Here is a 23,587-nt window from a genome sequence, read left to right as displayed (position 1 = left end):
AGGGTAGTTGACCGGCCGTCGGCGCCTGCAATCGGTCACGGCGCGGCGCTGCCCGCAGCGCCGCGACCGGCTGCGTTCAGTTGCCGACGCCGACCGCGTCGGTGACGAAGACCAGCGTCTCGTTGGGCTTGATTCCGCCGCTGCCCGCGCCGTAGCCCAGGTTCGGCGGGATGATCAGCAGCCTGCGCGCGCCCTGCTGGACACCGACGAGGCCTTGGTCCCAGCCGGGGATTACCTCACCGGCGCCGAGGTTCAGCTGGAAGGGCTTGCCGCGATCGAACGAGCTGTCCAGTTTCTTCTTGTCCGACCAGGTCACCAGCACGTAGTTCATGGTGAGCGGCTGATCCGCCACCGCTCCGGGGCCGCTGCCCTCGACCAGATCCTTGACGATCAGCTGGGTGGGCGGGTCGCAGTCGTCGGGGATGGTCACCGTCGGCGTCTCGCCGAAGCCGCCCGTCACCCCGATGTCCTCGGCCGTGCATTCCCGGCCGTGCTTCGCCTGCGCGACGGCGGCGCTTGTGGTGGTGGCCGTCGCGGTGGCGGCGGTGTCCTTGTCGTCGTCGGAGCCGCAGGCGGCCAGCGTGAACGCGGCCGCGGCGATGGCCCCGAAACCGATGATCCTGCCGAGTGTGTGCATGCGGCGGACCCTAGACCACAACGCGGCCTCGCGCCCAGCGGCGGTTTCCGGCCGTGTCGGGGTGTCGCCGCCCCCGAACGGGTAATGCGGCCGGTGAAGCGGATTTCCCAGCGACCGTGAGGAGAGTCGGCGAATGACGCAGATGGCCAGTTCCGGGGGCGACACCTCGGCGGACAATGTCGGCGAGCGAGGCGGCGTATCCATCGCGCCCCGGCCCTATCGGCTGAGTGAGGTGTCCGGGCCGCTGGATCGCGCGGAGCTGACCGCGATCGACGCCTGGTGGCGCGCGGCGAACTATCTGTCCGTCGGCCAGATCTATCTGATGAAGAACCCGCTGCTGCGCGAGGCGTTGCGCCCCGAGCACATCAAGCCTCGGCTGCTCGGGCACTTCGGCACGGTGCCCGGGCTGAATCTGGTGTGGGCCCATGCCAACCGGGCGATCCGTCGCCGGGAACTGAACGCGGTGTTCGTCGCCGGTCCCGGCCACGGTGGTCCCGGCCCGAACGCGTGCGCTTGGCTGGAGGGCACCTACTCCGAGCTGTACAGCCACATCCCGCGCGACGGCGCGGGAATGGGGGCGCTGTTCGCCCAGTTCTCCTTTCCCGGCGGGGTGCCCAGTCACTGCGCGCCCGAGACGCCGGGCTCCTTCCACGAGGGCGGCGAGCTGGGCTATTCCCTGCTGCACGCCTACGGCGCCGCGCTGGACAATCCGGACCTCACGGTCTTCTGTGTGATCGGCGACGGCGAGGCCGAGACCGGACCTTTGGCAGGCAGCTGGCACGCCAACAAGTTCCTCAACCCGGGACGCGACGGCGCGGTGTTGCCGATCCTGGCGCTCAACCAGTACAAGATCGCCAATCCGACCATTCTCGCGCGGATTCCGGAGCACGAGCTGATCGAGCTGCTGCGTGGATGCGGTTACGAGCCGATCGTCGTGGCGGGCGACGATCCGGCGACCGTGCACCAGGCGATGGCCGCTGCCGTCGACGGCTGCCTCGATCGGATCGACCGGATTCAGCGCGCCGCCAGGTTCGGCGCCGACGGCGCGCCCGCGAGCTGGCCGATGATCGTGCTGCGCACCCCCAAGGGCTGGACCTGCCCTCCGGTCGTGGACGGGGACCCGATCGAGGGCACCTTCCGCGCCCATCAGGTGCCGCTGCCCGCCGCACGCGACAACGACTCGCATCGCGAGGTGCTCGAACGATGGCTGCGCTCGTATCGCCCGGAGGAGCTGTTCGACGACGCCGGACAGCCGGTGCCGGAATTGCTCGACCAGGTGCCAGCGGGTGATCGGCGGATGAGCGCCAATCCGGTGGCCAACGGCGGCATGCTCGTTCGCGATCTGCGCCTGCCGGATTGGCGCGAGTTCGGCGTCGAGGTGGCCGCGCCCGGCGGCACGAAACACGAGGCAACCCGGGTGCTCGGCGGCTGGCTGCGCGAGGTGACCCGGCGCAATCCGGACAACTTCCTCACCTTCGCCCCCGACGAGCTCGCCAGCAACCGGCTCCAGGACATCCTGGAGGTCACCGGACGCGACTGGCAGGCCGAAATCGGTGAATACGACGTCGCGCTCGACCGCACCGGCCGGGTGATCGAGGTGCTCTCCGAGCACATGTGCCAGGGCCTGCTGGAGGGGTATCTGCTGACCGGCCGCCACGGGGTGTTCACCTGCTACGAGGCGTTCATCCACATCGTCGACGCGATGTTCAACCAGCACGCCAAGTGGCTGGACGCGAGCGCGGCGGTCTCGTGGCGGCGGCCGATCGCCAGCCTGAACTACCTGCTGTCCTCGCACGTCTGGCGCCAAGACCACAACGGGTTCACCCACCAGGATCCCGGCTTCCTGGACGTCGTGTTGAACAAGAAGCCCGAGATCGTGCGGGTCTACCTGCCACCGGACGCCAACACCCTGCTCTCGACCTACGACCACTGCCTGCGCTCGCGGCACTACGTCAACGTGGTGGTGGCGGGCAAGCAGCCGCAGGAGGACTGGCTGTCGGTTCCCGACGCGGCGGTGCACTGCGCCAGAGGCCTCGGCATATGGGAGTGGGCGGGCAACAACGACACCGTCGGCAGCACACCGGATGTCGTGCTGGCGTGCGCCGGTGACGTGCCGACGCTGGAGACACTGGCCGCCGCCGCGATTCTGCGTGATCGGTTGCCGGACTTGCGAGTTCGCGTGGTCAACGTCGTGGACCTGATGCGGCTGCTTCCCGCCGACGAGCACCCGCACGGCCTGCCCGACAGGGAGTTCGACACGCTGTTCACCACCGACCGTCCGGTGATCTTCGCCTTCCACGGCTACCCGTGGCTGGTTCACCGGCTGACCTACCGGCGCACCAACCACGGTGAGATGCACGTCCGCGGATACAAGGAAGAGGGGACCACGACAACTCCTTTCGACATGGTGATGCTCAACGACCTGGACCGATACCACCTCGTCATGGACGTCATCGACCGGGTGCCCGACCTGCGCGAGAAGGCCGCGGGGCTGCGCCAGGAGATGGTCGACGCCCGCTGGAAGGCGCGCGCGTGGACCCGCGAGCACGGCGAAGACATCCCGTGCGTCGCGGAATGGAGCTGGCCCGAAGTCAGCCTCTGACAGTAGCCGCGCGGCGGGAGCGACAGCCGGTTGTTCACATATCAGCCCCGAAATTGTTTGTGCCAGATGGAAATACACCGCGGCTGTGGAAAACTTCCTTGCGGGCCCGTGGAGGGTCGGCGACGATCGCAGCATGCTGCTGACGATCACCTGCACGCGACCGGAGGGCGCGGACTGGCCCGCGACCGATCTCGGGTTCCTGCTGCACAAAAACCCCGAGCGGGTGCAGGCGTTCGAGCAGTCCTACGGCACCGCGCACGTGGTGTATCCGGAGGCGGATCCGGCGCGCTGTACCGCGGCGTTGGTCCTGGAAGTGGACCCGATCCGCCTGGTGCGCGGACGTTCCCGTGGCACACCGGATTTCAGCCTCGGTCAGTACGTCAACGACCGGCCGTACGCGGCGTCGTCGCTGTTGTCCGTGGCGATCGGCGCGGTGTTCCGCACGGCGCTGCACGGGCAGTGCAAAGCGCGTCCGGAACTCGCGCTCGCCGCGCTGCCGTTGCGGATCGAACTGCCCGCGGTGCCGTGCAAGGGTGGCGCCGAGGCCGCGGAGCGGGTGTTCGCACCGCTCGGCTGGAATGTCTCGACCACGCCGCTCCCCCTCGATCCCGCCTTCCCGGAGTGGGGTGATTCGCACTATCTGCGGTTGGCCCTGGCCGGTGACATGCGGCTGGCCGACGCCCTCTCACACCTGTACGTTCTGCTGCCCGTCCTCGACGGAGCCAAGCACTACTGGATGGCCGCCGACGAGGTCGACAAGCTGATCCGCGCGGGCGGCGGCTGGTTGGCCGAGCATCCGGAACGCGGGTGGATCGCCCGGCGCTACCTGGCCCGGCGTCAGTCGCTCGTTCGGACAGCGCTGGCGCGCTTGGCGGAGATCGACGAGGCCGATCCGGATGATCTCGGCGCGGTGGAGGACTACGTCGATGACGCGGATGCGTTGGACGACGATGCCTCCGACGCCTCCGATGCCTCCGATGCCTCCGATGCCTCCGATGCCTCCGATGCCTCCGACCGGCGTGCCCTGTCGTCCGGCAGGACCGCAAGCACCGGCGTACCTGACATCGATGCGTCGGTGGGCGAGGACGGCTCCGGTTCGGACGTCGACGAAGCGGCGGGCCGCGCGCCGTCCCTGGCGGTGCAGCGGCGGCGGGCGGTGCTCGACGCGCTGGGTGAGGTCGGCGCGCAGCGGGTACTGGATCTCGGGTGCGGTGAAGGCGCCCTGCTGCGAGAGTTGCTTGCGGACAAGATGTTCACCGAGATCGTCGGCGTCGACGTGTCGATGCGGGCGCTGCACATCGCCAAGCGCAAGCTGCGGGTGGACCGCATGCCGGAGCGTGTCGCGCGCAGGCTCACGTTGCTCCAGGGCGCGCTCACCTACACCGACGCACGGCTGCGCGGCTACGACGCGGCGGTGCTGATGGAGGTGATCGAGCACGTCGACCCGCCCCGCCTCGGCGCGCTGGAGCACGCCGTATTCGCCACGGCCGCACCGGGTTCCGTCGTGGTGACGACGCCGAACTCGGAGTACAACGCGACCTACGAGACCTTGCCCGCGGGCAAGTTCCGCCACGACGACCACCGGTTCGAGTGGACCCGCGCCGAATTCGCCGCCTGGGCGACCGGCGTCGCGCAGCGCAACGGGTACCGCGTTCGGCTGCGCCCCGTTGGCGACGACCATCCCGAACTCGGTGCGCCCACACAGCTGGCGTTGTTCACCAGAATCGACGGGCCCCGGCCCACCGGCGCGGACACGAAAGGAGCCGTGTGATGACCGAACTGTCCATCCCTGAACTGTCGCTCGTCGTGCTCATCGGCAGCACCGGCTCGGGCAAGTCGACGTTCGCGCGCAAGCACTTTCCGCAGACGGCCGTCGTCTCCTCCGACGCGTGCCGCGGCATCGTCAGCGACGACGAGAACGACCAGTCGGCCACCCCGGACGCGTTCGCGCTGCTGCACCACATCGCGGGTATCCGGCTGCGCCGCGGCCTGCGCACGGTGATCGACGCGACGAATGTGCAGCCGCGGGCGCGGCAGGAGCTCGTAGCGGTGGCGCGCGCCCACGACGTGCTTCCGGTGGCCATCGTGCTCGACGTACCGGACGCGGTGTGCCTGCGACGCAATGCGCTGCGACCCGATCGTTCGCATCTCGCCGCGCACGTGGTGCATCGCCAGCAGCGGGAGCTGCGGCGCGGTCTGCGCGGCTTGGAGCGCGAGGGCTTCCGCAAGGTGTATGTGTTGCGCGGGACCGAGGAGATCGAGGGCGCGACCCTCGTCGACGAGAAGGCATGGAACGACAAGCGCGAACTCACCGGGCCGTTCGACGTGATCGGCGACGTACACGGCTGCCGCGCCGAACTGGAGACGCTGCTCGGCGAACTCGGGTACGCGCTGGAGCGTGACGAGGCCGGGCGTGCGGTCGGCGCGCGTCATCCGCACGGACGCACCGCGGTGTTCGTCGGCGACCTCGTCGACCGCGGACCCGATACCCCGGGTGTATTGCGGCTGGTGATGGGCATGGTCGCCGCGGGAACGGCGCTGTGCGTCACCGGCAATCACGAACACAAGCTGGTTCGCGCGCTGGACGGCAAGAAGGTCAAGATCGCGCACGGCCTCGCCGAATCGCTGAGCCAGCTCGAGGCGGAGGACGAGGATTTCCGCAAGGCGACGCTCGACTTCTGCCGCGGACTGATCAGCCACTACGTACTCGACGGCGGCAACCTCGTCGTCGCGCATGCCGGACTGAAAGAGGAGTACCAGGGCCGCGCATCCGGCCGGGTCCGCGCGTTCGCGATGTACGGCGAATCGACCGGCGAGACGGACGAATACGGCTTTCCGGTGCGCTACCCGTGGGCGTCGGACTACCGCGGCCGTGCCACCGTGCTGTACGGCCACACGCCGGTGACCGAGCTGCGCTGGGTGAACAACACGCTCTGCCTGGACACCGGCGTGGTGTTCGGTGGTCGTCTCACGGCGCTGCGCTATCCGGAGCGCGAGCCGGTTTCCGTTCCCGCCGAACAGGTTTGGTACGAGCCGGTGCGCCCGCTCGCGCCGGCCGTAGCCACCACGGCCGACACGACCGCCGCCGTGGTGCACCGCGATCCCGGCGTGCTGGATCTCGATGACGTGCTTGGCCGCCGTGTGGTGCACACCCGCCACCACGGCCGCGTCGGCGTGCAGGAGGAGAACGCCGGGGCCGCCCTGGAGGTGATGAGCCGCTTCGCGATCGATCCGCGCTGGCTGGTGTACCTTCCGCCGACTATGGCGCCGTGCGCGACTTCGTCGCTGGACGGCTACCTCGAGCACCCGGCCGAGGCGTTCGCCTACTACCGGAGCGAAGGGGTGGGCCGGGTGGTGTGCGAGGAGAAGCACATGGGCTCGCGCGCCGTCGTCCTGGTGACCCGCTCGGCGGCGGTCGCGCGGGACCGTTTCGGCGTCGAGGACGACGGCACGGGCGCGATCTACACGCGCACCGGCCGCCCGTTCTTCGACGACCCCGCCCAGACCGAGTCGTTGCTCGCGCGAGTCCGCGCGGCGGCCGAGGCCGCGGGGCTGTTCGAGGACTTGCGCAGCGAGTGGCTGCTGCTGGACACGGAACTGCTGCCGTGGTCGGCGAAGGCCGTCGGACTGCTGCGCAACCAGTACGCGGCGGTCGGCGCCGCGGCGAGGGCCGCGCTCGGCGACACCGAGGCGGTGCTGGCGGCCGTCGCGGCGCGCGGCCAGGACGTCACCGAGCTGGCCGAGCGCACCGCGGGACGGCGCGCGGACGCCGCGGCCTTCACCACCGCCTACGGACGCTACTGCTGGACGACCGACGGGCTGGCCGGGCTGCGCCTCGCCCCGTTCCAACTGCTGGCGGCGGAGGGCGTCAACCACGCCACCCGCGACCACGCCTGGCACCTGGCGGTGATCGATCGCCTGGTCGCCGCCGATCCGGAGCTGTTCACACCGACGCGCCGGATGGTGGTGGATCTCGCCGATGCCGACAGCGAAGCGGCCGCGACGGCGTGGTGGATCGAACTCACCACCGCGGGCGGCGAGGGAATGGTCGTGAAGCCGTTCGATTCCCTCGTCCGAAGTCGATCCGTCGACCGCCCCGCCACCGACGGTGAGCGTGGCCTCGAGGGACCCGGTTCGGCACCGGATACTTCGGAAACGACCGACACGCCACCCCGAGAACAGTCGGCCCGCCTGGTGCAGCCGGGCGTGAAATGCCGTGGACCCGAATACCTTCGGATCATCTACGGCCCGGAGTACCTGCGCGAGCCCAACCTTCGCCGCCTGCGCACCCGCGGTCTCGGGCGCAAGCGGTCGATGGCGCTGCGCGAGTACGCGCTCGGGCTGGAGGCGCTGGACCGGTTCGTCGCGGGCGAGCCGCTATGGCGGGTGCACGAGGCGGTGTTCGCGGTGCTGGCCCTCGAGTCGGAGCCTGTCGACCCGCGCCTGTGAAGGACGGCGCTCGAGGCGGTTCGTGGTGCTGGCTCTCGAATCGGAACCCGCCGAGCCGCGTCGGCGCGGACGGCGCACGAGGCGGAGTAGCCGGGCGTCGTCCTCCGCCCGCGCGGCGGAGCGAAGACTGGCGAAAGGGCAGCTGTTCGCGTACCCGACGTCACCGGTGGCGCGCGTACCCGACGTCACCGGTCTCGACCGCCGCTACGCGAACGAGGGCGGGCGCGTCGTCCAGAGGACTTTCACCGCGGCTCGAGACCTCCCGTCGGCACGGATTCGACGTCGGTAGCCGCTTGCTAGATGGGTGCGGGGCGCGATATCCCCAGGTCGTCGCGGGTTCTCGCGGTCAAGCGAGCCCGCGATGAGAAGCGCTGAGGCATCGAAAGGTTCACCCTGGGTACCCCGCACACAGTGGGAGCGACCGTTGCGGACGGATCGTGACGGCCGTTACAGTCTGCTAGCAGGGCGCTTGCAAGAGTAAGCAGCCCGCCTGCGCGGTTCGGCCGCGCGCAGCCGACAGACAAAGGAGTCTGACCATGACTGCACCCAACGACAACGGGCCGACGCACGAGTCCGACGCACGGACGATGCTGATCGACGAGCGCTTCACCGGACTGGCTTCGAAGTTCTTCGCCATGTTCCGCCGCAAGAGTCAGGGCGGCGGCGCGCTCGCGGTCTATCTGGACGGCAAACCGGTACTCGACGTGTGGTCGGGCTGGGCGGACCGCGACCGGCCGTGGCGCGCGGACACCATGGCGCTGTCGTACTCGACCGGCAAAGGCGTGGCGGCCACCGTCGCCCATCGGCTCATCGATCGCGGACTGCTCGACGTCGACGCCCCGGTCGCCGAGTACTGGTCGGATTTCGCCGCCAACGGCAAGGCGGACATCACCCTGCGCGATGTGCTGAACCATCGCGCGGGCCTCCAGCGCATCCGCGGCCTGCTGCCCGACCCGCACGACTTCCTGAACCACGACGCGGTCTCCGCCGCGATGGCCGCCTCCGCACCGGATCCGTTGCGGCTGCGCGCATCCGGATACCACGCCATCACCTTCGGCACCCTCGTCGCCGAGATCGCCCAGCGCGCGACGGGTCGGGACTTCACCGATCTGGTCCGCTCCGAACTCGCCGAACCGCTGGGCGAGCGCGACTTCTTCTACGGTGTTCCGCAATACGAGCGGCACCGGCTCGCCACGCTCTCGCCGCGGATCGGGGTCGCCAGGGTCCCGATCGACCGGCTGATCGCGCCCTTCGCGCCGCTGCAACTGGTGTATGCCGCCCGCGGCGCGGTCTACGACGGCTGGGCCGACATGTCGATAGGCACCCGGCCTTACGACGCGATGATGCCCGGCTGGAACGGCGTCTTCACCGCCCGCGCACTGGCCAAGATGTACGGCGCGATCGCCAACGACGGCATGGTGAGCGGACGTCGCCTGCTGCGCGCCGAGACGACCGAGCGCATCGCGGAGATGCCGCCCAACGGCCGCTTCGACTACGTGCTCGGCGCGTCGCCGCACTTCGCGCTCGGCTACCACCGCGCCATCGTCGGTCCGCGCATCACCCGAAGGGCGTTGGGGCACTTCGGAATCGGCGGATCGGGCGGCATCGCGTTCCCCGAACTCGGCCTCTCGGTCGGCTTCGTCACCAATCATCTGGGCAATCACGCCATGTCGGTCGGCGACGCCCGGCTGCCGATGCTCGCCGCCCGCGCCGAGCGCATCGCTCGCGCCGCCCGCGGCCAAGCGCCCGTCCCGGTCGAGCCGGAGGCTGCGGCCAGCTGAAAGGTCAGCGCCCCTTGATCTTTCGCCAGCCACCCGCGCGGTTGTCGGCGATGATCTGACGGAACATGGCCGAGAGGGCGCGAGCGTTGACGGTCTCGCCTTCGCGAATGGCCACGGTGCGCGCGGTCTTGTTGTCGTGCCCGCCGGTGATGATGCCCTCGGGATCGGGGACGATGCCTCCGTCGTAGAGGAACACGTTGACGTGCGTCTTCGCGGCGAGCAACGCGCAGATATTGCCGTCGAGCACGAAGTAGGGCTGGACGGTGCGCTTGATCGTCTCCTCGACCTCGGGGTCGGCGGCGTGCACCAGGTCGCGGACCTCGCGGCAGATCGCCTGCTGCCAGGCGGGTAGGGCGTCGATGTAGGCGTCGACGCGCGGGTCGGCCACATACGACATATGCCGATCGTGGCACAGATACCGGTCCGTCGACAGGGTTTCGGGTCCACCCGATGACCCATCGCACGCGCACCGATGACCCAGCACAAGCGCTCGCCGACGACGCTGTGCGATCCACGAACCGTGCACGATTCACCCGAAAGGCGCTGTCCGCCGCTGATAGGCTGCCTTGCTCACGACCGTCGTGTCGAGGAAGAGCTAGGGGGCCGATTCCAGTGCAACCGGAACAGCCACGGGCCGCCGGAGTGTTCGACGCCGCACGGACCGGTGAGCTGCGCATGTCGGAACAGACGGCGCTGCGACTCGCGTCGGCCTGCGACGCGCTTGTCGACGGATTGCGACAGCTGCGCGGCACCGACCTCAGCGAGGTGAGCGGTTTTCCCGAGCTGCCCTCCGGAGTCGCGCTGACCCGCGGCTTCGCGGCCAAAGGGCACGAATTCGCGGACACGCTGACCCTGCTGCAGGAAGCGGCGCTGCGGTACAAGGCCGGATATCTCGCGGCCGGGCAGTTGGTGTCCGAGGCCGACGCCGCCCAGCGCGCGGCACTGGAACTCGCCGCCGACCGCTTGGACGACGGCGCATGAACAGCGCGCCCGACCGCGTCGACGCGGCGACCGACCCGCCGTACGTCACCGATCGGGAATCCTTCGACGCCTACACCCACCGCGAGATCTGGGAACTCGTGCACGATGCGCTGCGGCCCGCCGAGCTCGGACGCGTCGCGGCGGGCTGGCAGGCGGGAGCCGAGGCGCTCGACGAGTTGTTCGCGGCGTTCGCGGCCGCGGTGCGACGCGAGTTCGCGGAGTGGCACGGCGAAGCCGCGACGGCGGCGCGCGAATCGACCGAGCAGTTCCTCCGCGCCGGCGCGGCCGTGCGCGACGTCTGCGCCGAACTGCACCGGCTGATGGAGTCGAATTCGTCGGCGGCCCAAGCGATCCGCGATGCCATTCCACCGCCGCCCGACCCCTACGTGCCGAATCCGGACCCGGTGCTCGAGGCGATCGAGGGCGGTCCGCGCAAGATGGCGCACGATATCGCCGCCGCCGAGGCGCTTGCCGACGCGCAGGACACGCTGACCTTCGGCTACAACTCCACCCTCGTCGCCTCCGGCGACGCCGTGCCCGTGTTCGGCGCGCCCGACCCGAGCGGTGAGGGCGCGCGGTGAAGTGGGTCTTCACGCCGGACGAGTTCACCTACGTGTGGTCGGTGGAGACCGGCCTCGACCGCCGCCCCTACCCGATCAACATGGCCCACCGCGGTACCGTCCGCAGCGAAAACGACTGGGACAAGCTGAAGCTCGCCGAACGCTTTCCCCGCAACGCCGACCCCGACCTGACCGGCGCGCTCACCCTCTGCGCCCGCGGGGACGTCACCACCATCACCGTCTCCGGCGACCGCTACGTCCGGGACGGACGCACCGACGAGCCCATCCTCGCCTTCGGCGCCACCCACCTGGTGTGGGGAACGGTGATCGTCGCTGGACCGTGCGATGTCACCGTGATCGCCTGCCACGCAAGGAAAGTCGCCCAGCACCTGGTAGCCGCCATGGGCTCGGCTCCCCCCGGCCGCCTCGCGCCGATGCGTGAACCACGCGAGGCCGTCCTCCACGCGGATCCCCATCTCTGGCAACAACAGTCCGATGCCGCACTGCGCGCCGCCACCTTCCGCGAGACCCTGCACCGTCCGATCGACGCGCGCGGGTTCATCACCGTCACCGTCGCGCCGCAAGACCCGATGTCACCACCGACCCGCCACCGCACCTGGTTGGACTTCACCGACGACGGCCGCTACCTCCTGACAACCACCACCGACCTGACCCTCGCCCCGGTCACCACCCCCGCCCTCGCCACCCACCTCACCCGCTTGGCCGCAATCCGCTGACGGGGAAGGCGGCAGGGCCACAACCCCCTACGCCCTCCTCGGCACCACCGCATCCAACGCCGCAATCGTCACCGCGGCCCACTCCCGCACCGCCACGACATACTCCGAATCCGGCCGCCCCAACACATCCACCGCGGCCACCGCCCAGTCCGTTGGCCACCGCGGATCCACCTCCGACCGATCCCCCGGCGTACCCGCCACCTTCACCCCTCGCGTCTCCCTGCGCACCTCCCGCCGCAACTGCGCGATCGGCACCGGATCATCCAACATCCGCGCCACCCCACTCCGAAGCAGCTCCGCGGCAACCCGACTCATCCGCGACGGATGCTGCAACTGATAAGTCGCGATCGCGAAGTAGTGCGCCCGCAGCGCCCCCTCACCTCCATCCAGAACCCGCTGCTCCACCTCCAACAACTCCCCCACCCGCCGCCAACAGTCCCCCGACTCGGGCAGCAGCCCACCACACTCCGCACATCGCTCCATCCCCCACCCAAGCACCCGAACTCCGCTCGGGCATCCGGATTTTGCACGGTGCCGCGTGATCGACTCAGCCGCTTTCGGCCACCTCGACGCCATAGCGCCGGAAAATCCGTTGTTCCGGGGGCGAGGCGGTCCGTAACGTCACGTCGGTTTGTTCACCATCGACCGGAAGGAGTCGACACTGTCATGAAACCTGTCACCGAACGCGATATCAGGTCGTCGTTCGTCAACTGTTCCAAGGGTGACGCCAAGCGGCTGTCCGTGCCGCGGGATCTCGCGGAGCGGCCGTGGGACGATCTGGATTTCCTCGGCTGGGGTGATCCGACGTTGCCGGGCCGCTGCTATCTGGTGGTTCCGCAGGACGAACGGCTGGTCGGCGTCGCGTTGCGCTACGAGACCGGCGGGACCGGCAAGCCGCAGCTGTGCGCGATCTGCCTGACCACGCACACCGGCGGCGATGTCGTCCTGATGACCGCGCACAAGGCGGGCGATTCCGGCCGCCGCGGCAACTCGATCGGCACCTACATGTGCACCGATCTGGCCTGCTCGCTGTACGCGCGCGGCAAGAAGCGCCCCGCCCTCGGCAGCCGCTACCGCGAGGACCTCACACCCGAGGAGAAGATCGACCGGGTCCGCGACAACATGAACGCCTTCCTGACCCGCCTCTACAGCTGACCCACCCGCAGCACCGACTGCCCATCCGATAGGAGGTAGATGCCATGCGCCGACACTCGACACCCCACATCCCGCAGGCACCCGAGTCCCCTCTCCCCCAACGGGACTCGGGATGCCCGGGATTCCTCTCCGGTCGAGACGCACCGGCCAGTCCGGCCCGCCCCGTCCGGAGAGGAATCCCCTACGGCCAGCATTTGTTGCACACGCCCTTGCCTCGACGACGCGCGTCAGCGGAGGTCACCTGTTCGACCGGCGCGATCCGCCTGCCGTGTCGGCGCGAGTTCGCGACACCCTGCCGATACCCGGGACAGTCGACGCCGCGATGAAAGACCCGCCCGGTCTCCGTCACGATGCCGACGGTCGCGTCGGGCGGCCAGGGCCGCTGAAACTGAGTGGGCCGTGCCCCATCGCATCAACCACGGCGATCACGGTACCGATCCCGATCGGTCCGGGAGGATCGAAAGATGGTCGGGGTGACAGGATTTGAACCTGCGACCCTCCGCTCCCAAAGCGGATGCGCTACCAAGCTGCGCTACACCCCGAGGCCTCGCGGTGGCGGGGGCCGCCGACGAGTATGAATCGTGCGTTGAGCGGGTGACGGGAATCGAACCCGCACCATCAGCTTGGAAGGCTGAGGTTCTACCATTGAACTACACCCGCAGGCATACGACATCGATGGGATCGCCACGATGTCGTGTGCACCACGCACTGTACCGAATCCGGTTCAGGAAACGCCAATCGCCCCCGTCCGCACGGTGCATCGTCAGCCCTCGGCCCTGATCAGATCGCCGGACGAGTCGCGGAGCTCTCGCGGCCGACAGGCACCGACCCCGTGTCGCGCGTGGACCGGCCGCTGAACGGATTCCAGCTCGGCGACCACCCTCGCGACACGCCGAATGAATCACCGATGGCGACCACCGCGTTCCGGACGGAACGAACCGTGCGGTCCCAGACCGCGGCGCACGCGCGGAACCCCGCGTCGACCGGCCCGTTCAGCACACTCCCGGCGTGTCGACCCGCGACTCTCCAGCGAACGAAAATTGATGTGTAACACCCGCGCCGCTGTAACGATCACACATCCGATCGCCATTCGCGAGGCATCGAAAACTCGTTGTAAAACGCCGTTTTTCAGTGCCGAGTGGCTTGCTAGGATCCTTTTTGCCGGACGGGGGTATCTGGAAAGGGGGCGGTGAGCGTGCGCCGAGCGAGGTGGACACAACCGCGTAGCAGTAGTGATCGGGGTGAGGCCGGCACCTGTGTGCGCACAGGGCACCCGGGTACCGACGTTGCCCACGGTCGGTGAATGCGATGGCGACCGACATCGAACCGCCAGTCGCCGCGATGTGTCGCGCCTGGGCACGGGCCGTGTGCTCCGAACCGGGTTCGCACACGACGCCGCATCAGCTGGAGCCTGTTCTCATCGAGCTGGTCGAACGGTTGCTGTATCTGGCCAGGCACGAGCCTTTCCCGGTGCCGGAGGCGCGGATGCTCGGCGCCCGGCTCGCCGAGCCGCCGTTCGAGCGGACCAGGATGCTCGCGCAGGCCAGTCGCTGGCTGCTCGGCTTCCCCTCGGGCCGACCGGGCTCGTTGGTGGCGACCCGCTGGCCGTTCGTCGCCAGCCAGGCCATCGACAGTTACGCCCAGGCCCTGCAGGAGCGGGCGCTGGCCCAGCAGGAGCAGAGTCTTTCGGCCAAGGTGTCGCTGCGGGTTCAGGAGATCGCGGCCCTCCAGCACCGGCTCCGCCACGAGGCCACCCACGACGCGCTCACCGACCTCGCCAACCGGACCTTGCTCCAGGACCAGGTGCGCCGCATGGCCACCGACCCGAACAGCTGCGTGGGGCTGCTGCTCATCGACCTGGACCGGTTCAAGCAGATCAACGACGGGTACGGGCACGCCGTCGGCGACGAGGTACTCGTCGAACTGGCCAACCGGCTGCGCGAGGTCTGCCCGCCCGACACGGTGATCTGCCGGTACGGCGGTGACGAGTTCGTGCTCGCGGTGAACCGGGACGGCAAGACGCTCACCGAGATCGCCAACCGCATCGTGGGAGCGCTGCGCGACCCGGTGTGGTCCTCGGCGGGCCCGGTGCCGGTCTCGGCGAGTGTGGGCACCGCCTACAACCCGCCGGGCGCCCCGTGCGACTTCACCGATCTGCTGCGGCGCGCCGATCGGGCGATGTACACGGCCAAGACGGCGGGCGGGCGACGGTTCGCGTTCTCCGATTCCGACGAACCGGAGATAGACGCGGCCGTCGCCGGCTGAACTCCGCAAACCCCGTCCGCGGGCGCGGGTGGGGTCCCGAAGGAGGTCAGCTCGGCTGGCAGGCGGGGCACCAGAAGAGGTTGCGCCCTTCCAGCACCGCGTGGGCAACCGGCTCGGCACATACTCGGCAACCCGCGCCGAGGCGGCGGTAGACGTAGGTGCGCGGGCGGTCGGGAGCGTATGACGGCTCGCCGTGATCGTGTTCGGGACGGACGACGTGCATGCGGCCGGTCGCCACGCCGACGGGCATCAGCTCGACCAGATCCGACCAGAGGGCGCTCCACTCTTCGGCACTCAGGTCGACGCCGGGACGGTAGGGCGAAATGCCGTGCCGGAAGAGCACTTCGGCGCGGTAGACGTTGCCGACACCGGCGATCACGCTCTGGTCCATCAGCAGCGCGCCGATCGGCCTGCGGGAACGGCGGATTCGCGCGAAGGCGCGGTCCGGATCGGCGTCGGGACGCAGCGGGTCGGCGCCGAGGCGGTCGGTCAGCGCCTCGACCTCCGGCGGCAGCAGCACCTCGCAGGCCGCGGGACCGCGCAGATCGGTGCCGAAGCCTTCGCCGACCATCCGCATCCTGACCTGCCCGACGGGCACGCCCATCGGCGGTTCCGCGTCGTAGAACTTGCCGTAGAGCCCGAGGTGCACGTGCACCGCGAGGCCCGATTCGTAATGGTGCAGTAGGTGTTTGCCGTGCGCTTCCGAGCGCACGAGTCGCTGTCCGTCCACCAGCGCGGCGCCGTCGGCGAACCGGCCCTGCGGACTCGACACCCGCACCACACCGCCGGCGAAAGCTCGCTGATGCTGGTTCGCCAAGCGGTGCAGCGTGTGCCCTTCAGGCATCCGTCGTCGCGACCTCAGTACGCCGGGACGGCGGGAGCGACACCGGTCTTCTCGTACTCGGCCAGGATGTCGATGCGGCGCTGGTGGCGCTCCTCGTCGGACCACGGGGTCGAGACGAACGCGTCGACGATGGCCAGCGCCTCCTCGGTGGAGTGCATGCGGCCGCCGATGCCGATCAGCTGCGCGTTGTTGTGCTCACGGGCGAGCTTCGCGGTCTCCACGCTCCACGCGAGGGCGCAACGGGCGCCGGGCACCTTGTTCGCGGCGATCTGCTCGCCGTTGCCGCTGCCGCCGAAGACCAGGCCGAGGCTGCCGGGATCGGCGACGGTGCGACGGGCCGCCTCGATGCAGAAGGCGGGGTAGTCGTCCAGGGCGTCGTACTCGAGGGCGCCGCAGTCGACGACCTCGTGGCCCGCCTGCTGGAGATGGGCCTTGACGTGATTCTTCAGTTCGAAACCGGCATGGTCGGCACCCAGGTATACGCGCATGGCTGCGATTCTGTCAGGCCGCTCGACGGCCGATCCGGGTGGGCACCATCCGCCATTAACACCGGAGCCGTCCGGCGCGAATCTGCTGACACGAGACGTGCCAGCGGGCACTGACCAGCGTGTGTGCGACAGCACGCGGCGCTGGCGCCTCGGACGCGAGAACCCCGCCCCCACCGATGAATAGAGTGCATTTCATGCAGCCGCACGAACCGACGCCGCCGGACCGAGCCGACCAGCCGGACTCCCCGTACGCGCCGCCGAGCGGGTGGGGGCAGGAACAGCAACCGCCGCAGCCCGGCTCGGCGATACCGCAGCACACCGGCGCCCACCCGACCTACGACACCGCGACTTCGAGGCCGCACGGCACTGAACCGACGTCGCCCTACGGCGCTGGGTCTGCGTCGCCTTACAGCGCTGGATCCACGTCGCCTTACGGCGCTCGGCCGACGCCGCCGCACAGCACCGGATCCACCACGCCCTATGGCGCTCAGCCAACGTCGCCTTACGCCGAGCACCTGACGCCCTACGGCGCGCCACCACCCGTGCCGCCGAAGAACATGCCGCGCGGTCTCTCTCCGTTCGGGATGCCCGCCAGGCACAGGTGGGAGATCCCGCTGCTCGTTCTGGTGGTGGTGTGCACGGCGGTCGCATATCTGATCGCGATCGCCATGCTCATCGTGACGCTCGCCGACGGGGCGGTGCCGAGCGACTATCTGCTGCTGCTCGTCTTCGCGCCGATCCTGGTCTGGGTCGGGCGCGGTATCAACTACGCCTCGCGGCGGGTGAACGGCGTGAAGATGTCGCCGACGCAGTTCCCCGAGGGCTACCAGATGGTGGTCGACGCGGCGGCCCGCTTCGGCATGGCGAAGGTGCCCGACGCCTACGTGGTGCTCGGCAACGGCCAGATCAACGCCTTCGCCTCCGGGCACGGCTTCCGGCGCTTCGTCGTCGTCTACAGCGACCTGTTCGAAATCGGCGGCAAGGCACGCGAACCCGACGCGCTCGCGTTCATCATCGGCCACGAGGTCGGCCACATCGCCGCCGGGCACACCTCGTACTGGCGACAGCTGGGCATGTTCCTCGTGCCGTTCCTGCCGATCCTCGGCAGCTCGCTGATCCGCTCGCAGGAGTACACCGCCGACAATCACGGCTACTGCAACCGGCACACCGGCGCGGCCGCGGCCATGGGAACGCTGGCGGCGGGCAAGTACATGAACACCCTCGTCGGCTTCGACGAGATGGCCGACCGCGCCGCGACCGAGAAGGGCGGGTTCGTCTGGTTCGTCAACGCCCTGTCCTCGCACCCGGTGCTGACCTGGCGAATGTGGGCGCTGCGCGACCGCAGCAGGCACGGCAAGCTGTTCCTGCGCCCGAGCCCGCGGCCGCCGGTGGGCGCCGTGCCGTACGGCCCGTACGGCGAGGTGCCGAGTCTGCCGCCGAAGTCGGTGCCCTGAGCGACCGGACCGGGCGCCGCGACCGCGCGGCGCCCGGTCTCGTATTCAGTCGAAGACCGGGTCCTCGGTCCTGGTCCGCTTGAGCTCGAAGAAGTGCGGGTAGGAGGCTAGCGCGACGACGCCGTCCCAGATCTTGCCCGCTTCCTCGCCGCGCGGAATGCGCGAGAGCACCGGACCGAAGAACGCGACACCGTTGACGTGGATGGTCGGGGTGCCGACGTCCTTGCCGACCTTGTCCATGCCCTCGTGATGGCTCTTGCGCAGGGCCTCGTCGTACTCGGTGCTCTCCGCGGCCTTGGCGAGCTCCGCGGGCAGACCGACCTCGGCGAGCGCGTCGGCGATCACCGCGGCCAGGCTTTCCTGCATGGTCGGCCGCTCGTACTCGGCCTTGCGATCGTGGATGCGGCTGCCCATCGCGGTGTAGAGCGGGGAGAGCACCTTGTCGCCGTGGTCCTTGGCGGCGGCGATGGCGACGCGCACCGGACCCCAGCCGCTGTTCATCAGTTCGCGGTACTGCTCGGGCAGATCGCGGCCCTCGTTCAGCACAGCGAGGCTCATCACGTGGAAGCGCGCCTCGATGTCGCGGACCTGCTCGACCTCCAAGATCCAGCGGGAGGTGATCCAACACCAGGGGCACAGCGGGTCGAACCAGAAGTCGGCGACGTTCTTCTCGGCCGTGTCGGTCACGGGTCGTTCCTCTCGATCGCATGCAGGAAGCACGGCGCGCGGGCGCCGTTACCCGGAACCAACCACGCCGCCGGACGATTCGTTCCCGGCCCGAACCGATGTCCGGATACCGCGTTGCGGAACACCCGCCGACAGTAGGCTCGAGTGGGCACGCGTTCCCTCCCGAGAAGGAGTCCGCAATGACCTCGGATCGGCGTTTCGTGATCGTCGGCGGCGGTCTCGCCGCGGCCAAGACGGCGGAAGCCCTGCGCGACAACGATTTCGACGGGAAGATCACCCTCGTCGGCGCCGAGGAACATCTGCCCTACGAACGACCTCCGCTGTCCAAGGAGCATTTGTTCGGCAAGAAGCAGCTCGCGGATTTCACCGTGGAACCGGCGCAGTGGTATCGCGACCACAATGTGGACCTGCTGCTCGGCACGACCGTGAGCGCGATCGATCGGGACGCGAAGACGATCATCCTGCCGGACGACTCCACGCTCTCCTACGACAAACTCGCGCTGGCCACCGGATCCACGCCCCGCACGTTACCGTTGCCCGGCGCCGACACCCCCAACGTCTACACGCTGCGCCACATCGAGGACTCCGACACCCTGATCGGCCTCTTCGGCCAGAGCAACCGGCTCGCGATCATCGGCGCGGGCTGGATCGGCCTCGAGGTCGCGGCGGCCGCCCGTGCCGCCGGGATGGACGTCACCATCGTGGAGACCGCCGAACAGCCGCTGCTCGGCGCGCTCGGACCCGAGATGGGCGCGGTCTTCGCCGACCTGCATCGGGCGCACGGCGTCGACCTACGACTCGGCGCGCAGGTCGAGGAGATCACCACGCACGACGGGATCGCGACGGCGATCGCCGACGGACTGCGGCTGGCCGACGGGACGACCGTCGCCGCCGACGCCGTGCTGGTCGCGGTCGGCGCCAAGCCGAATATCGAGATCGCCGCCGAGGCGGGGCTCGAGGTGGACAAGGGCGTGCTCGTCGACGCGAGCCTGGTCACCAGCGATCCGGATATCGTCGCCGTCGGCGACATCGCCGAACAGCAGCATCCTCGGCTCGACCGCCGTATCCGGGTGGAGCACTGGGCCAACGCGCTCAACCAGCCCGCGGTCGCGGCGGCGACCATGCTCGGCAAGTCGGCGACCTACGACCGGCTGCCCTACTTCTTCACCGATCAGTACGACCTCGGCATGGAGTACACGGGGTTCGCCGCGCCAGGCGAGTACGAGCGAGTCGTGGTGCGCGGCGATCTGGAGGGTCGCGAGTTCGTCGCGTTCTGGCTGGACGCGGAGAACCGGGTGCTCGCGGGCATGAACGTCAACGTGTGGGACGTGACCGACCGGATCAAGGAGCTGATCACCGCGGGCGAGCCGGTCGATCCCGATCGCCTGGCGGACACGTCGACTTCACTGTGATCCAGATCACCGAATTTCTCGTGAGCGATGTGTCGAAGCGGCGCGCACCGCTCCGACCTACCCGCGAGAGCGCCGAAGGGGCGCGCCGATCCGCGAGGAGACGACCGTGAAGTACATGCTGATCAAGACCTACAGCGAAGCCGCCTACTGCGACACCCCGATGTCGGAGTGGGAGCCGGAGGACATCAAGGCGCACATCGACTTTCAGCGCGCGCTCGGCGAGGAGCTGGCCAAGTCGGGCGAACTGGTCGACGCGCAGGGCCTGGCGGGACCGGAAAGCGCGCGCATCGTCAGCGCGGACGGCCGCTCCGCACCCGTGATCACCGACGGCCCGTTCCCCGAGACCAAGGAATTCCTGGCGGGGTACTGGCTCGTCGACGTGGACAGCCCCGAACGCGCGTTGCAGATCGCCGCCCAGGCCTCGGCCGCGCCCGGTCCCGGCGGCAAGCCGATCGGTGAGTACATCGAAGTGCGCGCGGTGATGAGCGCTCCCGCCACCGAGCTGTGACCCTTCCGCCCGACGCCGAGGCCCTGCTGCGCGAACTGGCGCCCCAGGTCCTCGGCGTCCTGGTGCGCCGTTTCGGTGACTTCGACGCCGCCGAGGACGCCGTTCAGGAGGCCCTGCTCGCCGCCGCGACCCAGTGGCCGACGGCGGGGCTCCCGGACAACCCGCGCGGCTGGCTCGTCCAGGTCGCGCAGCGCAGGATGGCGGACGCGGTGCGCGCCGAGATGGCCCGCAGGCGCAGGGAGACAACGGTTTTCGAGCGCGAGGTGCCGGACGCCGAGACCGTCGACCGGGACGACACCCTGGCGATGTTCTTCCTGTGCTGTCACCCCGCGTTGTCCTCGGCGAGTGCGATCGCGTTGACACTGCGGGCGGTCGGCGGGCTGACCACCGCGGAGATCGCGCGCGCGTTCCTGCTGCCGGAGCCGACCATGGCCCAGCGCATCGCGCGGGCCAAGAAGCGCCTCGCCGCACTCGATCGCCCGTTCGCCAGGCCCGACGACGCCGAGTGGCGAGAGCGACTCGGCTCGGTGCTGCACGTGCTGTATCTGATCTTCAACGAAGGGCACACCACCACTTCGGGCGCCGAGTTGCAGCGCACGGACCTTTCGGGCGAGGCCATCCGGCTCGCCCGCGCCGTGCACCGGCTGCTGCCCGACGACGTCGAGGTCACCGGGCTGCTGGCGCTCATGCTGCTGACCGATGCTCGCCGGGCCGCCCGTGTCGGTCCGCACGGCGAACTGATCCCGCTGGCCGAACAGCGACGCGGCCGGTGGGATCGGGCGATGATCACCGAGGGCGTGCGGCTGGTCACCGGCACCCTGTCGCACGGCCTCACCGGCGCCTACCAGGTGCAGGCGGCGATCGCGGCCGTGCACGGGCAGGCGCCGCGCGCGGAGGACACCGACTGGCCGCGCATCCTTGCGCTGTACAACCTGCTCGAACGCATCGCGCCGAATCCGGTGGTGGCGCTGAATCGCGCCGTCGCGGTCGCGATGGTGCACGGTCCGTCGGCGGGGCTGGCGCTGATCGACACCCTCGCGGAGCCGCTCGCGGGCGCGGGTCACCGGCTGGACGCGGTGCGCGGGCATCTGCACGAGATGGCGGGCGAGTATCCGGCCGCCGTCGCGAACTACACCGCGGCGGCTCGCCGAACCACGAGTGTGCCGGAGCGGGACTATCTGACGCTGCGTGCGGCGCGTCTGCGTCAGGTTATGGTGGCGCGGAACTGAGTTCCGGTCGGCACTTCCGACGCGGATCCTCAGCCTTCCAAGCTGATATTCCGTGCGGTTGAACCAGGAAACGGTCGGGTGACGCGGCAGACTGCTGGTGTGACAGCGACATTCAGCGCGGGCGTCCTCCTGTTTCGCACCACCTCGGGCGATCCCGAGGTCCTGCTCGGCCACATGGGCGGGCCATTCTGGGCGCGCAAAGACAACGCGGCCTGGTCGATCCCCAAGGGCGAATACGACCCGGAGACCGAGGATGCCGCACTGGCCGCGCGCCGCGAATTCACCGAAGAGCTGGGACTACCCGCACCGGAAGGGGAATGGATCCCGCTGGGTGAAGTCCGCTACAGCAGCGGGCGCAAGCGGATTGTCGCGTGGGCCGTACAGGGCGACCTCGATCCGGCCGAGGTCGACCCGGGCACCTTCGAAATGGAGTGGCCGCCGCACTCCGGCCGCCTCGTCGCCTTCCCGGAGATCGACCGCGCCGAGTGGTTCGACCTGTCTACCGCCCGCGACAAGCTGATCGCCGGGCAGCGGCCCTACCTGGACCGCCTCACCGAACACCTGCGCGCGGAAGCCGACCGGACCGACGACGCTCGCCCCTGAGAACCCGGGGTCGGGCAGCGCTCAGGCCGACGCCCACCGCACGCCGGTGATGAGCTCGAACGCCTCCTGGTACTTGCGGCGGGTCGCCTCGACGATGTCGGCCGGAATCTCCGGCCCCGGAGGCTCCTTGTCCCAGCCGGTCGAGGTGGACCAGTCCCGGACGAACTGCTTGTCGAAGGACGGCTGCGGGTGCCCGGGCTCCCACTGATCGGCGGGCCAGAAGCGTGAGGAGTCGGAGGTGAGCACCTCGTCGCCGAGGGTGAGAATGTCACCGTCCCAGCCGAATTCGACCTTGGTGTCGGCGATGATGACGCCCTTGCTCGCGGCGTGCTCTGCGCCGCGAAGGTAGATGTCGAGGGTGCGATCGCGCAGTTGCTCGGCGACCTCGCGGCCCTCCTGGTTCACCACGTCGGCGAAGGTGATCGGCTCGTCGTGGCCCTCGGACGCCTTGCTGGTGGGGGTGAAGATCGGCTCGGGCAGCTTGTCGCCGTCGCGCAGGCCGGGCGGCAGCGCGACGCCGGACACGGTGCCGGTGCGCTCGTACTCCTTCAGACCCGAGCCGGTGAGGTAGCCGCGCGCGATGCACTCCACGTGCACCATCTTCAGCGGCTTGACCCGCACACCGCGGCCCGCGAACTCCGCGGGAACGTCGGTGGTGGACAGCACGTGGTTGGGCACGTCGGCGAAGAACTGGAACCACCAGTTCGACAGCTGGGTCAGCAGCGCGCCCTTCTCCGGGATCGGCGTCGGCAGCACCACGTCGTACACCGAGACCCGATCGGAGGCCACAAGCAGCAACGTGTCGCCGTCCTCGTACAGGTCGCGCACCTTACCGGCGTGCACATGCTTCAACGTGGAGCCTCCGAATCCGTGGATGTGTGTCTGCGCTGCACAGGAACGATACCGCCGTGGTCTGCGGCGGCCGGTGCCGCCGCCTGCGCCCGCCGGGCGTGTGCCCCGGCCTTCGCACCGGCCCGCACGCTCGAGGCCTGGACCGGACCGGGTGCACCCCTTTCCGGGCGATGCGCGGAGGACCGCCGCGTCCGGCCACCCCATCTGACGTGACCCCGCATTCGCTCCCCCATGCGCGACTCGAAGACAGACCAAGTCCGCATGTGCCGGCGGGGCGCACCCCGCATTCGCTCCGGCCATGCGCGATCGGGGGACGGACCTCGTCCGACTGCGCCCACTAGGG

21 protein-coding genes and 2 tRNA genes are annotated in these 23,587 nt (G+C 69.6%); 14 read left to right on the top strand and 9 right to left on the bottom strand.

Going from position 1 to position 23,587, the window contains the following annotated elements; translation table 11 throughout:
* Positions 1–76 precede the first annotated feature (76 nt).
* Positions 77–637, bottom strand: coding sequence for an FKBP-type peptidyl-prolyl cis-trans isomerase (locus CRP45_RS15685; protein WP_097245691.1), 561 nt, complete (start codon positions 635–637; stop codon positions 77–79).
* A 142-nt stretch (positions 638–779) separates the two neighbouring features.
* Here CRP45_RS15685 and CRP45_RS15680 point away from each other — a divergent pair, with 142 nt between their 5' ends.
* The 4 genes from CRP45_RS15680 to CRP45_RS15665 all read left to right on the top strand — a co-directional run bounded on the left by CRP45_RS15680 (position 780) and on the right by CRP45_RS15665 (position 9,469).
* Positions 780–3,239, top strand: coding sequence for a phosphoketolase family protein (locus CRP45_RS15680; RefSeq protein WP_425436947.1), 2,460 nt, complete (start codon positions 780–782; stop codon positions 3,237–3,239).
* A gap of 133 nt (positions 3,240–3,372) precedes the next feature.
* Positions 3,373–5,010 (top strand): 3' terminal RNA ribose 2'-O-methyltransferase Hen1, encoded by a 1,638-nt coding sequence (locus CRP45_RS15675; protein ID WP_097245689.1) that lies wholly within the window; start codon positions 3,373–3,375, stop codon positions 5,008–5,010.
* Complete coding sequence (locus CRP45_RS15670; protein WP_097245688.1) at positions 5,010–7,688, top strand: polynucleotide kinase-phosphatase; 2,679 nt, start codon at positions 5,010–5,012, stop codon at positions 7,686–7,688. The genes CRP45_RS15675 and CRP45_RS15670 overlap by 1 nt, the downstream gene beginning before the upstream one ends.
* Positions 7,689–8,224: 536 nt before the next feature.
* Entirely contained in the window at positions 8,225–9,469 is a 1,245-nt protein-coding gene (locus CRP45_RS15665; RefSeq protein ID WP_097245687.1) for a serine hydrolase domain-containing protein, read from the top strand.
* 4 nt (positions 9,470–9,473) lie between these two features.
* On the opposite strand, the gene CRP45_RS15660 is transcribed toward CRP45_RS15665, so the two are convergent.
* A complete protein-coding gene (locus tag CRP45_RS15660) occupies positions 9,474–9,866 on the bottom strand; it encodes a DUF1801 domain-containing protein (protein ID WP_097245686.1) in 393 nt (130 codons plus the stop codon).
* A 278-nt stretch (positions 9,867–10,144) separates the two neighbouring features.
* On the opposite strand from CRP45_RS15660, the gene CRP45_RS15655 reads away from it, so the two are divergent.
* Genes CRP45_RS15655 through CRP45_RS15645 form a run of 3 tightly spaced genes read left to right on the top strand, consistent with a single transcriptional unit; the run spans position 10,145 to position 11,747 of the window.
* Positions 10,145–10,450: a hypothetical protein gene (locus CRP45_RS15655; protein ID WP_245910162.1), complete on the top strand. Its 306-nt coding sequence runs from the start codon at positions 10,145–10,147 to the stop codon at positions 10,448–10,450.
* Positions 10,447–11,031: a WXG100 family type VII secretion target gene (locus CRP45_RS15650; protein ID WP_097245684.1), complete on the top strand. Its 585-nt coding sequence runs from the start codon at positions 10,447–10,449 to the stop codon at positions 11,029–11,031. Before CRP45_RS15655 ends, CRP45_RS15650 begins: the two co-directional genes overlap by 4 nt.
* Entirely contained in the window at positions 11,028–11,747 is a 720-nt protein-coding gene (locus CRP45_RS15645; protein WP_097245683.1) for an ESX secretion-associated protein EspG, read from the top strand. Before CRP45_RS15650 ends, CRP45_RS15645 begins: the two co-directional genes overlap by 4 nt.
* Positions 11,748–11,774: 27 nt before the next feature.
* Here the strand turns inward: CRP45_RS15645 and CRP45_RS15640 are convergent, their stop codons facing one another.
* On the bottom strand, positions 11,775–12,230 hold the full coding sequence (locus tag CRP45_RS15640; protein WP_097245682.1) for a DUF5946 family protein: 456 nt from the start codon (positions 12,228–12,230) through the stop codon (positions 11,775–11,777).
* 183 nt (positions 12,231–12,413) lie between these two features.
* Here CRP45_RS15640 and CRP45_RS15635 point away from each other — a divergent pair, with 183 nt between their 5' ends.
* Entirely contained in the window at positions 12,414–12,902 is a 489-nt protein-coding gene (locus CRP45_RS15635) for an FBP domain-containing protein (protein ID WP_067787469.1), read from the top strand.
* Positions 12,903–13,367: 465 nt separating this feature from the next.
* Here CRP45_RS15635 and CRP45_RS15630 read toward each other — a convergent pair.
* Together CRP45_RS15630 and CRP45_RS15625 are read right to left on the bottom strand one after the other, a co-directional pair.
* Positions 13,368–13,444, bottom strand: a tRNA-Pro gene (locus tag CRP45_RS15630).
* A 47-nt stretch (positions 13,445–13,491) separates the two neighbouring features.
* Positions 13,492–13,562: transfer RNA gene (locus tag CRP45_RS15625), tRNA-Gly, on the bottom strand.
* 648 nt (positions 13,563–14,210) lie between these two features.
* On the opposite strand from CRP45_RS15625, the gene CRP45_RS15615 reads away from it, so the two are divergent.
* Positions 14,211–15,167 carry a GGDEF domain-containing protein gene (locus CRP45_RS15615; RefSeq protein ID WP_067787473.1) on the top strand — a complete coding sequence of 319 codons (957 nt, stop codon included), beginning with the start codon at positions 14,211–14,213 and terminating at the stop codon, positions 15,165–15,167.
* Positions 15,168–15,213: 46 nt separating this feature from the next.
* On the opposite strand, the gene CRP45_RS15610 is transcribed toward CRP45_RS15615, so the two are convergent.
* On the bottom strand, positions 15,214–16,011 hold the full coding sequence (locus tag CRP45_RS15610; RefSeq protein ID WP_097245680.1) for an Fpg/Nei family DNA glycosylase: 798 nt from the start codon (positions 16,009–16,011) through the stop codon (positions 15,214–15,216).
* Positions 16,012–16,025: 14 nt separating this feature from the next.
* Positions 16,026–16,499: a ribose-5-phosphate isomerase gene (locus CRP45_RS15605; protein ID WP_097245679.1), complete on the bottom strand. Its 474-nt coding sequence runs from the start codon at positions 16,497–16,499 to the stop codon at positions 16,026–16,028.
* A gap of 542 nt (positions 16,500–17,041) precedes the next feature.
* Here CRP45_RS15605 and CRP45_RS15600 point away from each other — a divergent pair.
* Complete coding sequence (locus tag CRP45_RS15600) at positions 17,042–17,953, top strand: M48 family metallopeptidase (protein WP_372509841.1); 912 nt, start codon at positions 17,042–17,044, stop codon at positions 17,951–17,953.
* Positions 17,954–17,998: 45 nt separating this feature from the next.
* On the opposite strand, the gene CRP45_RS15595 is transcribed toward CRP45_RS15600, so the two are convergent.
* Complete coding sequence (locus CRP45_RS15595) at positions 17,999–18,640, bottom strand: mycothiol-dependent nitroreductase Rv2466c family protein (protein WP_084483110.1); 642 nt, start codon at positions 18,638–18,640, stop codon at positions 17,999–18,001.
* Positions 18,641–18,819: 179 nt separating this feature from the next.
* Here CRP45_RS15595 and CRP45_RS15590 point away from each other — a divergent pair, with 179 nt between their 5' ends.
* From CRP45_RS15590 to CRP45_RS15575, 4 genes are all read left to right on the top strand, one after another.
* Positions 18,820–20,052: an NAD(P)/FAD-dependent oxidoreductase gene (locus CRP45_RS15590; protein WP_097245678.1), complete on the top strand. Its 1,233-nt coding sequence runs from the start codon at positions 18,820–18,822 to the stop codon at positions 20,050–20,052.
* Between the two features lie 106 nt (positions 20,053–20,158).
* Positions 20,159–20,560 carry a YciI family protein gene (locus tag CRP45_RS15585; RefSeq protein WP_179830888.1) on the top strand — a complete coding sequence of 134 codons (402 nt, stop codon included), beginning with the start codon at positions 20,159–20,161 and terminating at the stop codon, positions 20,558–20,560.
* Positions 20,557–21,789 carry an RNA polymerase sigma factor gene (locus tag CRP45_RS15580; protein ID WP_097245677.1) on the top strand — a complete coding sequence of 411 codons (1,233 nt, stop codon included), beginning with the start codon at positions 20,557–20,559 and terminating at the stop codon, positions 21,787–21,789. The genes CRP45_RS15585 and CRP45_RS15580 overlap by 4 nt, the downstream gene beginning before the upstream one ends.
* A gap of 99 nt (positions 21,790–21,888) precedes the next feature.
* Positions 21,889–22,392, top strand: a complete 504-nt coding sequence (locus tag CRP45_RS15575; protein ID WP_097245676.1) for an NUDIX hydrolase — start codon at positions 21,889–21,891, stop codon at positions 22,390–22,392.
* A gap of 21 nt (positions 22,393–22,413) precedes the next feature.
* On the opposite strand, the gene CRP45_RS15570 is transcribed toward CRP45_RS15575, so the two are convergent.
* On the bottom strand, positions 22,414–23,244 hold the full coding sequence (locus CRP45_RS15570) for a phosphoribosylaminoimidazolesuccinocarboxamide synthase (RefSeq protein ID WP_097245675.1): 831 nt from the start codon (positions 23,242–23,244) through the stop codon (positions 22,414–22,416).
* Between the last annotated feature and the right edge of the window lie 343 nt (positions 23,245–23,587).

Source organism: Nocardia amikacinitolerans (assembly GCF_900215415.1).
In the GTDB taxonomy this organism is placed as follows: Bacteria; Actinomycetota; Actinomycetes; order Mycobacteriales; family Mycobacteriaceae; genus Nocardia; species Nocardia amikacinitolerans.
Note: the sequence above shows the minus strand (reverse complement) of the source record. Positions and strands in the feature narration are given on the sequence as shown.

What these genes read in the sequence shown, in the direction of transcription:
- CRP45_RS15685 (WP_097245691.1), bottom strand. Translation starts at nt 637, where the DNA reads ATGCACACACTCGGCAGGATCATCGGTTTCGGGGCCATCGCCGCGGCC.
- CRP45_RS15680 (WP_425436947.1), top strand. Translation starts at nt 780, where the DNA reads ATGGCCAGTTCCGGGGGCGACACCTCGGCGGACAATGTCGGCGAGCGA.
- CRP45_RS15675 (WP_097245689.1), top strand. Translation starts at nt 3,373, where the DNA reads ATGCTGCTGACGATCACCTGCACGCGACCGGAGGGCGCGGACTGGCCC.
- CRP45_RS15670 (WP_097245688.1), top strand. Translation starts at nt 5,010, where the DNA reads ATGACCGAACTGTCCATCCCTGAACTGTCGCTCGTCGTGCTCATCGGC.
- CRP45_RS15665 (WP_097245687.1), top strand. Translation starts at nt 8,225, where the DNA reads ATGACTGCACCCAACGACAACGGGCCGACGCACGAGTCCGACGCACGG.
- CRP45_RS15660 (WP_097245686.1), bottom strand. Translation starts at nt 9,866, where the DNA reads ATGTCGTATGTGGCCGACCCGCGCGTCGACGCCTACATCGACGCCCTA.
- CRP45_RS15655 (WP_245910162.1), top strand. Translation starts at nt 10,145, where the DNA reads ATGTCGGAACAGACGGCGCTGCGACTCGCGTCGGCCTGCGACGCGCTT.
- CRP45_RS15650 (WP_097245684.1), top strand. Translation starts at nt 10,447, where the DNA reads ATGAACAGCGCGCCCGACCGCGTCGACGCGGCGACCGACCCGCCGTAC.
- CRP45_RS15640 (WP_097245682.1), bottom strand. Translation starts at nt 12,230, where the DNA reads ATGGAGCGATGTGCGGAGTGTGGTGGGCTGCTGCCCGAGTCGGGGGAC.
- CRP45_RS15635 (WP_067787469.1), top strand. Translation starts at nt 12,414, where the DNA reads ATGAAACCTGTCACCGAACGCGATATCAGGTCGTCGTTCGTCAACTGT.
- CRP45_RS15615 (WP_067787473.1), top strand. Translation starts at nt 14,211, where the DNA reads ATGGCGACCGACATCGAACCGCCAGTCGCCGCGATGTGTCGCGCCTGG.
- CRP45_RS15610 (WP_097245680.1), bottom strand. Translation starts at nt 16,011, where the DNA reads ATGCCTGAAGGGCACACGCTGCACCGCTTGGCGAACCAGCATCAGCGA.
- CRP45_RS15605 (WP_097245679.1), bottom strand. Translation starts at nt 16,499, where the DNA reads ATGCGCGTATACCTGGGTGCCGACCATGCCGGTTTCGAACTGAAGAAT.
- CRP45_RS15590 (WP_097245678.1), top strand. Translation starts at nt 18,820, where the DNA reads ATGACCTCGGATCGGCGTTTCGTGATCGTCGGCGGCGGTCTCGCCGCG.